This is a genomic window from Salmonella sp. SAL04157, from assembly GCF_046551635.1.
In the GTDB taxonomy this organism is placed as follows: domain Bacteria; phylum Pseudomonadota; class Gammaproteobacteria; order Enterobacterales; family Enterobacteriaceae; genus Salmonella; species Salmonella enterica.
In genome coordinates, this window is record NZ_JBGDVS010000015.1 from 80,889 (window position 1) to 91,907 (window position 11,019).

Here is an 11,019-nt window from a genome sequence, read left to right on the forward strand (position 1 = left end):
GCTATGCCAATTTACGATAAATCCCCTCGCCCGCAGGAGTTCGCTGCGGTCGATCTCGGCTCAAACAGCTTTCATATGGTCATTGCCCGCGTGGTTGACGGCGCAATGCAGATTATCGGGCGCTTAAAACAGCGCGTCCATCTGGCGGACGGGCTGGGCGCGGATAACAAACTCAGCGAAGAAGCCATGGAACGAGGGCTTAGCTGTCTGTCGTTGTTTGCTGAACGCTTACAAGGTTTCTCCCCTTCCAGCGTCTGTATCGTAGGCACCCATACGTTACGTCAGGCGCAAAATGCCGCTGATTTTCTCAAACGCGCGGAAAAGGTTATTCCCTACCCGATAGAGATTATTTCCGGTAACGAAGAAGCGCGCCTGATTTTTATGGGCGTAGAACATACGCAGCCGGAAAAAGGCCGCAAGCTGGTGATCGATATCGGCGGCGGGTCAACAGAGCTGGTCATTGGCGAAAACTTCGAACCCAGGCTGGTTGAAAGCCGTCGTATGGGCTGCGTGAGCTTCGCGCAGCTCTACTTTCCCGGCGGCGTTATCAATAAAGAAAACTTCCAGCGCGCCCGAATGGCGGCAGCGCAAAAACTGGAAACCTTAACCTGGCAGTATCGTATTCAGGGTTGGAACGTGGCGATGGGCGCTTCCGGTACGATTAAGGCCGCTCATGAAGTTCTCCTGGCGCTGGGTGAGAAAGATGGCTTCATTACGCCGGAGCGCCTCGATAAACTGAAGTCAGAAGTGTTGAAGCACCGCTCCTTTAATGCGCTCAGCCTGCCGGGTCTGTCTGAAGAACGAAAAGCGGTCTTTGTGCCGGGCCTGGCGATTCTGTGCGGCGTTTTTGATGCTCTGGCTATCCGCGAGCTTCGCCTTTCCGACGGCGCATTGCGCGAAGGCGTGCTGTATGAAATGGAAGGCCGCTTCCGCCATCAGGATGTTCGCAGCCGTACCGCAAAAAGTCTGGCCAATCAATACAACATTGACAGAGAACAGGCCAGACGCGTGCTGGAAACCACCATGCAGATGTACGAGCAGTGGCAGGCCCAGCAGCCAAAACTGGCGCATCCGCAGCTTGAAGCGTTGCTCCGTTGGGCGGCAATGCTGCATGAGGTTGGACTGAATATTAATCACAGCGGTTTACATCGCCATTCGGCTTATATTCTGCAACACAGCGATTTGCCCGGCTTTAATCAGGAGCAGCAAATGATGATGGCGACGCTGGTGCGTTATCATCGTAAAGCCATAAAACTGGATGATATGCCCCGCTTTACGCTGTTTAAGAAAAAACAGTATCTGCCGTTAATTCAGCTACTTCGGCTGGGCGTATTACTGAACAATCAGCGACAGGCGACCACCACGCCGCCGACGCTGCGGCTAACGACCGATGACAGCCACTGGACGTTATGTTTTCCGCATGACTGGTTCAGCCAGAATGCGCTGGTACTGCTTGATCTGGAAAAAGAACAGCAGTACTGGGAAGCGGTAACTGGCTGGCGTCTCAATATTGAGGAAGAAAGCTCGCCGGAGATCGCCGCGTAAATTGTGGATCAGACGCCGCGCCGCGGCGTCTGCCTTTACTGAATCTCAGATAATAGCTGCGGCTCGCCAATTAAATATCCCTGAAGATAGTCGATCCCCAACGACAGCACGACGCTTCGTATTTCTTCGCTCTCGACATACTCCGCGACGACCTGCATTTTTTTCATTCGCGCTAAATGACAAATAGAAGCCACGATCTGATAATCGAGACTGTTTGACACTATATTGCGAATAAAACTGCCGTCAATTTTAAGAATATCGGCGTTAACGTTTTTCAGCCGCGCATAGCTGGCGTAGCCTGTACCGAAATCATCAATCGCTATCTGACAGCCAAACTGCTGTAGCTGTCCCAGCGTCAACTGCGCCTGCTCAGCATTGGTGAGAGAATTGCTTTCCGTTACCTCAAAAACCAGTTGCCAGGGTTCAACCTGATATTGTTTAAGCAACTGCTTAACTTCTGCAGGAAAACGGGCGCGACATACCGATGTTGGCGACAGATTAATGGCAAAACGATGCGCGGGCATATATTCCCGGCTGGCCGCCATAAACCGCAGCGTGTTTTCAATCACCCAAAGATCGATAGCGGAAGACAAACCAAACTCATGCGCCACGGGTAAAAAATTGTCCGGGTTGATAACGTCGCCGTTGTCATCCCTGAGTCGCAGTAAAACTTCATGGTAAACGTCCCCACGAACACCGAAAATAGGCTGCGCCATCAGGAAAAAATGATCGTGCTCCAACGCCTGTTGCAGCCGATTCATCATTGCAATTCTGCCCTTCAAATCGCGCTGCAGGTGCATTGCGCCACGCCGCTGTAAATCCTCCGGCGCGTTAGTCGTCAACGAAAGATCGGAACTGGTGCTTAATTCGCCCAGCAAAAGATAAAGGTGGCTAACCGGAGAACGCACGCAGCAGTAGCTCACGCCGACAGGCGGCTGTAGCGGCAGTCCGTCCCAGATAAACCGAAACTGCTTAATATGTTTATCCAGCGCTTCAATACGCTGCTGATGCGCCTCTGTATTAAGACGCAGCACCAGGTCGTGCCCTGACATCTGGTAGACACACTCATTTGAGGCCAACATCGGCGTAATCCAGTGAGAGAGCTTTTGCTTATACTGGATGCGTAGCATGACGCCATAATTTTTACCCAATAGCTCCAGACCCGGCACGTGTAAAAAACAGATCGTAGACCAGGGCGCATTTTGGAGCGCGCGGTTTAACGCACGTAAATTGGGAAGATGTACAACCGGGTCAAGATAGGCCAGCCGCCGTGCGCGACCACTCACTACGCGCTGGCGCGTGGCCAGTACAGACATATAATTAACAATAAAAGAAAAAACCAGATAGCTCGAAGAGGTAATCGCTAATTGCGTATCATAACCTGAATACCAGGGCATATAACGCTGATAATAATGAATTGACGTAATTAGCACGACGGCCCAGATAATTGAAATAAACTTATAACCATAGCGCATCGCGCCCCACAGCATGACCGGCAATAATAACGAAAGTGTATAGTTAGTACTAAATATTGAGCTATTATCAGTCAATGGCATACACAGTATAAACATTAGTGTAGTCAATACGGCCAGCCAAATAACGATCTCTTTTTTAGTGGCCTTGCTATCAATCTGTAGCTTTAATTGCTGATAATACCCGCGCAGGTGCAGCGGATTGCGGAGAGTACGAATAATAAAATAGCACAATGGCACGCCGATAAGGTTACCGACCAGTAACGCCTGGTAATTAATCAGCGTGTTGATATTAAAGGGCATTACCCCCATCAGGCTGGCTTTACTTTCGTACATGCCAACAAAAGCGGCAAACTGGTAGATGACCAGAAATAATGTTGCTGAACAAAATACCTGCCAGAACATTCGTTGAAACAACAGGTGGGCGTCGCCGTGGGAAACATTATTTCGCCGGGGGGAAAAGACACGATAGCCGCCCCAACTTAGCACGATAGTAATGATAAAGTGCATCGTCACAGAAAGGGTTTCATACAGACCTGTCTGCGGGTATCTGCGCCAGAAGATAGCAAGCACAATGCCCGGCAGTGCTGCCCAGCCGAAAAAGAGCATCAGGCTAAGCATAAAAGCTAACGGCAGGTAAAAAAGAACCACATTTCCAGTGCTGGTAAGCGCATAAGTATTTGCGCTACTTAAAACAGGTAGTAAAATCGAAGGGAGAATGAGCGGTAGTCCCCACCATTTATCTCTGATATTTATATAAGTTTTATTTAGTTTCATAGATGCTCAGCAGAACCCCCCAATCCCAAAGGGGCGTTAACAGACAGGCATCCCACCTGACTTTAAATTGATGATGCGATATACATCACACGATAGTCATCGATTGTAATTATTAAACAAAAGTAACATTTGATTTAAGTCAATTATTACCTTTCTCCTGCCGCCTTTATTCGTCTTTTTATTCTTTGTTATCATTAATTTATTATTAATGTAAATACTAAAATTATCTTCCATAACAATATAAGATAAATCAACTGACGCAATTTTACATTAAGAGGAATTGACCATCGGTTCGCAGTATGCCTTAATGTAGAGTGAACGCAGGCTTGTTACGTTCTTCGCCTTGATAATACCCTTGAAGAACCCAGCCTGATCCCGCCCATATCGCTGGGCCAACGTTAAGGAACCCTTTGTGAGTCAGGCCAACAGTATGCGAAAACGACATCGATTTAACACTCGCATGACCCGTATCGTACTGCTTATCAGTTTTCTCTTCTTCTTTGGACGTTTCGTCTACTCTTCTATCGGCGCCTGGCAGCACCATCAGGATAAAAAAGAAGCGCAACAGTCATCGCTTTCTGTCACCACGCCGGGACAACGTTAAGCTGTTATCCGTTGGCGATATTATCGTCACAGGCTTACTGTGTTATCCAGAACTCTGTTTTCCCTTCCCTGGCTTAGCATGAACCGATAAAAACAAAGCATCGTACTATCTAATGCTTTGTTTTTTAGTCTAAAAAAACAATCAACTACAAGAAACGATAGTTTACTTTTTTTAAGATTAGTCTTAAATACATTCCTTTTTGCGTTATTACCTAAACAAGGAATTGTGATGAATTTTAAAAAAAATGCTTTGCCTCTGGTTTTGTTTGCCTCTTTTTCTCTTGCCGGATGCCAGTCCAATGCGGATGACTATGCCGCAGATGTTTACCAAACCGGGCAGTTAAACGCGAAGCAAGAAACAAAGACCGTCAATATTATCTCTGTTTTGCCAGCGAAAGTTGCCGTAGATAACACCGCCAATAAAAAAACCGCTCAGACCTTCGGCGCAATTCTTGGGGCTGTAGCGGGCGGCGTTACTGGTCATAACATGGGTTCAGGTAGCGGTTTGGGTACTACTGCCGGCGCGGTTGGCGGCGGAGCCGTTGGCGCAGCGGCGGGTTCATTAGTTAAAGATAAAACGTTAGTTGAAGCTGTATCTTTGACTTACAAAGAAGGAACGAAGGTTTATACCTCCACCCAGGTTGGAAAAACGTGCCAATTTACCACCGGTCTGGCGATGGTGATATCGACCAAAGATAACGAAACGCGAATTCAACCCAATACGAAATGTCCTGAGAAAAGCTAACTATCAGGAGATTTTATGAAGAAAGTTATTTTAGCCACTGTTTTATTCACCCTAAGCGGCTCGGTTTTATCTTCTTCTTTGCAGGATCAGCTTGCGGCGGTAGCCCAGGCTGAACAGCAAGGAAAAAATGAAGAAAACAGACAACGTGATGCTCTGCAAGCCAAACGAGATCAAGAGGCTCAACAGGAAAGACAAAGGCAAGCCAATGCGGCCGCGGTTGCTAAGCAGCGAGCAAAAGCGGCAGAAGCTGAACGGAAAGCACGGCAAGCAAAATTGGCAGCGGAAGCCGCGCAAGATAAAGCGCGCGATCAAAGCTACGAAGATGAGCTTCGTCGTTTAGAAATTCAGAAACAAAAACTGGCGCTGGCCAGGGAAGAGGCCCGGGTAAAAAGAGAAAATGAATTCATCGATCAAGAGCTGAAAAGTAAAGCTGCCCAGACAGATGTTATTCAATCTCATGCTGATGCAAACAGAAATCTATCTGAAGGCGGTCGCGATCTGCTGCAAAGCGAAGGTAAAGCCCGTGAGAAAAAGGCAAGCGGCTGGTTTAACTGATTTCGCTAATCATTTGTGTATTAGCTCAGATTTGACCTGACACAACTATGGCACAGACCTAAACCTAATCTGACAGGCAGGTCTGTGCCAGCAGCAGGACCGGTTTGCCATTCATCACGATAAGCCGTCCCTGCTGGTTATAGCGGGTCACAGGAACGATTTTTAGCGGCTCATTCACATCCGCCTTTGTGAAGTTGCGTAAGGTATTTCGAATACGTAACACCCGTTCTTCCGGCGTAGTGAGGCCAAATTTCGCCTGCAGCATCACAATCGGTTGATGGAAGATATAAACCGTACGGGCTCGCTCTGCGTCGGTGGATTCCTGACGGGGTTCTGCGGCAAGAGAATAAAACGAGATAATCGATAACATCGTCGAGATAATTGCGAGCACAAGCTTATTCATACCCACCACCGAGTAATGTGAAATTATCATTATTATTCAAGCAACCAGCCGGTCGGCAGATCTTGTATTTTCTGAGCATAGACCAGTAGTTCACATCTGCAATGTCTTGCAATCTGCGAAACCGTCATTGCTCAAATCCCGTATTGACGCCATCCAACGCCGCACCGAAAAAAACGCATGATATAACCAAATGATGCATTCGCAATAATTTCAGTAACTTATAAATAACCAATTATAAAGATTATATTTTTGCAGATTTGACTATTCTTAAATGGGTTCCCTTTTTGATGTCAGATCACACCCACAATTACTACTCTGGAAGCCATTTTTACCTCTGATTATTCGTCCTACTCACTCAGGAAAGGTTTATGAAAGTTAAAGTCATCACCAGCGCGGTTTTGCTGGCACTTATGGTGTCTCAGCCCGCAGCTGCAGTCGACGCCCCACAATCGCCGCTAATGAAACAACTCAATAATGGCAACTGGCTTCCTCAGGAAGAAGCACAGTCGCTCAGCGATGAACTTTACTATCAGGACGCGATCCAGGCCTATATTCAGACGTTGCCGCTGTTGAACACTATTGGCCTGCGCGATGGTTCAGAGGCGGCATTTGGCAAAGGCTATAATGTCCTGCCTATCTGGAAAGAGCGGATGGACAGCCGCGCCGTGGTGCCAACGCCGAACGGTGACGTTATCTATTCAATGAGCTACCTGGATCTGAAAGAAACCGGTCCGCTGGTCATCAAAGCGCCACCGAACGTGATTGGCATGTTTACCGACTTCTTCCAGAAAACCATTACCGATGTGGGCGCTATTGGTCCGGATCGTGCTCGTGGCGGGCTGTACCTGTTATTGCCCCCGGACTACGACGGGCCGGTGCCTCAGGGGTACTACGCGTTTAAATCCTCGACCTACAATGTGTTCCTGTTCTTCAGAACCATTATGGGCAAAGGTGACGGGAAGCCTGATCCGGTTCCGGCGGTGAAAAGCGCGGAAACAACGCGCGTCTATCCGCTGTGGGATGTTGAAAAAGAAGTCAAACCGATGCAGTTCCCGGACGCCAGCGGTAAGCGTGTCAATATGATGTACCCGACCGACGCCAGCTACTGGCAGAAACTGAAAACCTTCGTGGACTATGAGCCGTTGACGGCAATCCCGGAAGAAACACGCAGCGCGTTACTGAGCATTGGGATGGTGAAAGGCAAACCGTTCAACCCAACGGCGAAGCAGCAAGAGATGCTGAAAAAAGCCGTCGAGACCGCGCCACGCATGATCCTTGCGCGTCGCCAGGTGGGCCGGGACGATCAACGCCAGTTGTATTACAAGGACCGCCAGTGGGAAAACTCATGGGCGGGAGCAACAGCGGAGTGGATGCAGTACGGCACGCTTGATGCCAATCAGCGCGCAGCATTTTTCCAGATTGCCTATTCCAGCGCCGCGGCAATGGTGATGCACACCACGGGGGCGGGGTCTAAATATCCGTATGCGGTCAAGGACAATACCGGCAAGTTCCTTGATGGAAGCAACACTTACAAGCTCCATTTGCCGCCAAACCCGCCAGCGGCGCTGTTCTGGGCGGTCACCGCTTATAACATCACCGACGGTACCATGCCGGAAACTGACCAGTTACTGCCGTCGACCAATGGCTATTACAACATTCCCAAGAATAAAGATGGTTCTATTGACCTGTGGTTTGGGCCGAATAAACCAGAAGGTGTCGCCGACAGCGCGTTTATTAAAACCGTTTCTGGCCGTAATTTCCTCGTGGCATTACGACTTTATGGTACCGAAGACGGTTTCTATGACCAGACCTGGGTGCCGGACGATCTGGTTCAGACCAATAAATAACAGTGAGACATAAGATGAAAATGAAACACCTGGCGATGTTGACTGCTCTGACGCTCAGCGCCGGAGCCTTTGCCCAGAGCGCGCCACTGACGATCCCGCATCCGACCAAGTTTGATGAGCTGAAGCAACCGTCACCGGATGTCACGATGCCGGAGAGCTATGTGAAGGCCATTGCACAGCAGGCCTACCTCTGGGGCTGGCCGATGGTGAACCAGTTCAACCGCCGTGAAACCATCACCAAAGCGCCATACCCGGCGCTTAACGGTGGGATGGTTCCGGTTGCGCCGATGGGTCAACTCAGCATGCTCACCGACTACATCAAACCGGAAGAGACCTTCGTTACCTGCCCGAACCAGGACGTAGCCTACGGACTTGGCTTCTTTGAGCTGGATAAAGAGCCTGTCGTTATCCAGGTGCCGGATTTTGGCGACCGATTCTGGGTTTATGCCATCTATGATGCCCGTACCGATCAGATTGGTAATGTGGGTAAACCCTATGGAACGAAGCCAGGTTTCTATTTGCTCGTGGGTCCCAACTGGAAAGGTGAAACGCCAAAAGGCTTTAACGGCGTAATTCAGTCTTCGACAGAAATGGCGAACGTCATTCCCCGTATTCAGATGGATGATACGCCGGAAGATCGCAGGGCGATTCAAGCGCCCATCAAAGAAGTGATGACTTATCCGTTGAGTCAATTTGATGGCAAGATGAAATCCTATGAGTACTCCAAAATCCCGGCGATCGGTGATAAACCGGATGCCAGCGCCGGAGAAACGCCTTGGGTCGTTCCGGAAAAATTCTTTGACCAGTTCGCTAACGTGCTGGAAAAAGTACCGCCACTTCCGGGTGAAGAGGCCCTGTATGCGCAGTTCCGCCATCTGGTAGACGCTGGCAAGAAAAACCCGGAAATCCGTAAATGGATGGATGCAGCCGCTGTCGAGACGGACAAAACCGTCATCGCGGATTTCTTTAAATGGAAGAACAACGGTGTGCCTGCAGGCAACGGCTGGAACCGTTCAAAAAATAACGCCGAGTTTGGTGTGGATTACTACAACCGTACCGGTACGTCCAAATCTAATATGTTCGACAACAAGCCGGACGAAACGCAGTATTTCTACACCGACAATGATGCCACAGGTAAGCAGCTTTCAGGTGAGCATGACTACACGGTAACCTTCCCGAAAGGCGGGCTTCCGCCGGTGAAGGGCTTCTGGTCACTTACGCTCTACAACAGCAAGCATCTGTTCAGCCCAAATGAACTGAACCGTTATTCGCTGGGGACGAAAAATAAAAACCTGAAGTATAACGAAGACGGTTCACTGACCCTCTACGTGAGCAAAAAGCGCCCTTCTGAGGATAAAGTGAATAACTGGCTGCCGGCACCTGACGGCAACCTGTCACTCTATATCCGAGCATATTGGGGGGAACAACCAATTCTGGATGGTACCTGGCAGCCGCCAAAAATTGAAACGGTTAAATAAGCCGCCTATAGCCCTCTGTTTATGACAGGGGGCTTTTTTCCTCCTTCCGTTTAGCGCACATAAGGAACAACCATACTTAAATCTCCCACATTAATCTCCCACATTGCAGGAGAGTTGAGTATGAACACGTCACCGTGGAACAAAGACCGTATCATCGGCCAAAAAAGGTCACTTCAGATATCTCATATCTGGGGGATCCGAATCCGGCTTGAACAGGAAGGTAAAACGCGTGATTTAGCTCTGTTCAATATGGCCCTGGACAGTAAACTACCAGGCTGTGATCTGGTCAAACTCAAAGTATCTGATGTTGCATATGGTGGCTCTGTTTCAAAAACCGGTAGCCCTGTGCAATTTGAAATAACCAAAGGGACAAGAGAAGCTGTTGCTGCTTTGATAGATGCCTGGCAATTTTCATAGCAAAGACTTCTTGTTTCGGTCTCGAGTCGGAACTAATCAGCACATATCAACCCGGCAATACAACCGAATTTTTCATGGATGGGTAGAAAAGCCTGGTCTCGAAGCTTCGCTTTACGGCACACATTCCATGAGAAGAACAAAACCTCACCTGATCTACAAGAAAACCAAGAGTCTCTGGGTGATCCAACTACTGTGGGCCATAAGAAACGGGAAAGCGCTGTCCGATATTTGGGCATTGAAGCCGATGATGCGTTCGAAATCCCTGAATCAATTGAAGTATAGGGTCGTCAGGGCTGCAACAGCAGCTCTGTGCAGAAGCCGACCTTTCTAAAGCAATTATGTGTCAACAAAGTGGTTGAAGATCAGCGAATTAGTTCATCACAGGGATATTATGATAGATTGTTTGTCAGTTAGAAAGCAGCCTAACCAAACAACCAGGGAAAGGAGAGTAATCGGTATGACGATTTTAGTGACGGTGCAGGCTCAGCTCATTACTGGAGAAGCGCAGATAATAAAAAGCCAGGCTCCTGAGGGGATGCTGGCCGCCGTATTTGAAGATGACGGCCAGACCGGGTATTTCTACGCGCTCGATGAATCCGTTGAAGGAAACCCGATTCAGGATGCAGTGCATATCTACAATGTCGAGGATATTTCAGACGGTCACATTCCTTCTGACGTTAAAATCGGCTGGTCAGAAGACAGTCAGAAGTGCGTGCTCCTTATCAACGGATATCCGCATGGAGCATTCGATTTCGTGGGGAAAAATGGGTACTGCAGAAGCGGATTTCCTCCTCCAATAAACAAGGTATGGTCTGTGTCCGGCCATGAGTGGAGCGATTCGGTAGATGACTTTTTCCGGTGAGTTATGGTGGGCTTAACGCCTGCCGTTATTTTCTACCCATATTGATAATGTCACTCTGAAAGGAGCGGACAGTTTCATGGGCTCTCAGGAGGTAAACTATGTACTCCGAATGACTATATTTCGCTCGAAGCCGACTGTCAGATTTGATTGTGTGCTGCCAGTGAAACCCGCTATTGTGTCGATGTAGTGCTTTACCGTCAGGAGCTGTGCGCTACACAGAAAACTCATCTATGCACATAAATAAATATCCTCCGGCATAGCCGGAGGTTTTTCAGATGCGCCTGTAAGGCTCTCTTACCAGCCGCGCCCTAACAG

Annotated in this window: 9 protein-coding genes and 2 pseudogenes; 8 read left to right on the forward strand and 3 right to left on the reverse strand. The window is 48.8% G+C overall.

Translation table 11 applies throughout. From position 1 onward, the window contains the following. Positions 1-3: 3 nt before the first annotated feature. Positions 4-1,545 carry an exopolyphosphatase gene (ppx, locus tag ACLJRE_RS22000; RefSeq protein WP_001123330.1) on the forward strand — a complete coding sequence of 514 codons (1,542 nt, stop codon included), beginning with the start codon at positions 4-6 and terminating at the stop codon, positions 1,543-1,545. Between the two features lie 35 nt (positions 1,546-1,580). On the opposite strand, the gene ACLJRE_RS22005 is transcribed toward ppx, so the two are convergent. Both ACLJRE_RS22005 and ACLJRE_RS22010 read right to left on the reverse strand, forming a co-directional pair. Continuing rightward, positions 1,581-3,794, reverse strand: a complete 2,214-nt coding sequence (locus tag ACLJRE_RS22005; RefSeq protein WP_023212328.1) for a sensor domain-containing phosphodiesterase — start codon at positions 3,792-3,794, stop codon at positions 1,581-1,583. 96 nt (positions 3,795-3,890) lie between these two features. Beyond that, a complete protein-coding gene (locus ACLJRE_RS22010) occupies positions 3,891-4,028 on the reverse strand; it encodes a hypothetical protein (RefSeq protein WP_031603429.1) in 138 nt (45 codons plus the stop codon). A 178-nt stretch (positions 4,029-4,206) separates the two neighbouring features. On the opposite strand from ACLJRE_RS22010, the gene ACLJRE_RS22015 reads away from it, so the two are divergent. From ACLJRE_RS22015 to ACLJRE_RS22025, 3 genes are all read left to right on the forward strand, one after another. Next, on the forward strand, positions 4,207-4,398 hold the full coding sequence (locus ACLJRE_RS22015; RefSeq protein WP_000075924.1) for a YfgG family protein: 192 nt from the start codon (positions 4,207-4,209) through the stop codon (positions 4,396-4,398). A gap of 228 nt (positions 4,399-4,626) precedes the next feature. Further along, entirely contained in the window at positions 4,627-5,142 is a 516-nt protein-coding gene (locus ACLJRE_RS22020; RefSeq protein WP_024147000.1) for a glycine zipper 2TM domain-containing protein, read from the forward strand. A 15-nt stretch (positions 5,143-5,157) separates the two neighbouring features. Next, entirely contained in the window at positions 5,158-5,697 is a 540-nt protein-coding gene (locus tag ACLJRE_RS22025; RefSeq protein ID WP_000755795.1) for a DUF5384 family protein, read from the forward strand. Between the two features lie 67 nt (positions 5,698-5,764). Here the strand turns inward: ACLJRE_RS22025 and ACLJRE_RS22030 are convergent. Next, positions 5,765-6,100 (reverse strand): annotated as a pseudogene (locus ACLJRE_RS22030) (ATPase); the annotation flags it as partial. Positions 6,101-6,468: 368 nt separating this feature from the next. On the opposite strand from ACLJRE_RS22030, the gene ACLJRE_RS22035 reads away from it, so the two are divergent. The 4 genes and pseudogenes from ACLJRE_RS22035 (at position 6,469) to ACLJRE_RS22050 (ending at position 10,704) form a co-directional block, all read left to right on the forward strand. Beyond that, positions 6,469-7,947: a DUF1254 domain-containing protein gene (locus ACLJRE_RS22035; RefSeq protein ID WP_023212325.1), complete on the forward strand. Its 1,479-nt coding sequence runs from the start codon at positions 6,469-6,471 to the stop codon at positions 7,945-7,947. Between the two features lie 14 nt (positions 7,948-7,961). Further along, a complete protein-coding gene (locus ACLJRE_RS22040; protein ID WP_000782340.1) occupies positions 7,962-9,425 on the forward strand; it encodes a DUF1254 domain-containing protein in 1,464 nt (487 codons plus the stop codon). Positions 9,426-9,545: 120 nt separating this feature from the next. Next, positions 9,546-10,124: pseudogene (locus ACLJRE_RS22045) on the forward strand (tyrosine-type recombinase/integrase). Positions 10,125-10,299: 175 nt separating this feature from the next. Beyond that, positions 10,300-10,704, forward strand: a complete 405-nt coding sequence (locus ACLJRE_RS22050) for a DUF2251 domain-containing protein (protein ID WP_000154266.1) — start codon at positions 10,300-10,302, stop codon at positions 10,702-10,704. The last annotated feature ends 315 nt before the right edge of the window (positions 10,705-11,019 follow it).

Bases quoted from the DNA above. Each gene is read 5' to 3' on its own strand.
- ACLJRE_RS22050 (WP_000154266.1), top strand. From the start codon at position 10,300: ATGACGATTTTAGTGACGGTGCAGGCTCAGCTCATTACTGGAGAAGCG.
- ACLJRE_RS22010 (WP_031603429.1), bottom strand. From the start codon at position 4,028: ATGGAAGATAATTTTAGTATTTACATTAATAATAAATTAATGATAACA.
- ACLJRE_RS22020 (WP_024147000.1), top strand. From the start codon at position 4,627: ATGAATTTTAAAAAAAATGCTTTGCCTCTGGTTTTGTTTGCCTCTTTT.
- ACLJRE_RS22025 (WP_000755795.1), top strand. From the start codon at position 5,158: ATGAAGAAAGTTATTTTAGCCACTGTTTTATTCACCCTAAGCGGCTCG.
- ACLJRE_RS22035 (WP_023212325.1), top strand. From the start codon at position 6,469: ATGAAAGTTAAAGTCATCACCAGCGCGGTTTTGCTGGCACTTATGGTG.
- ppx (WP_001123330.1), top strand. From the start codon at position 4: ATGCCAATTTACGATAAATCCCCTCGCCCGCAGGAGTTCGCTGCGGTC.
- ACLJRE_RS22005 (WP_023212328.1), bottom strand. From the start codon at position 3,794: ATGAAACTAAATAAAACTTATATAAATATCAGAGATAAATGGTGGGGA.
- ACLJRE_RS22040 (WP_000782340.1), top strand. From the start codon at position 7,962: ATGAAAATGAAACACCTGGCGATGTTGACTGCTCTGACGCTCAGCGCC.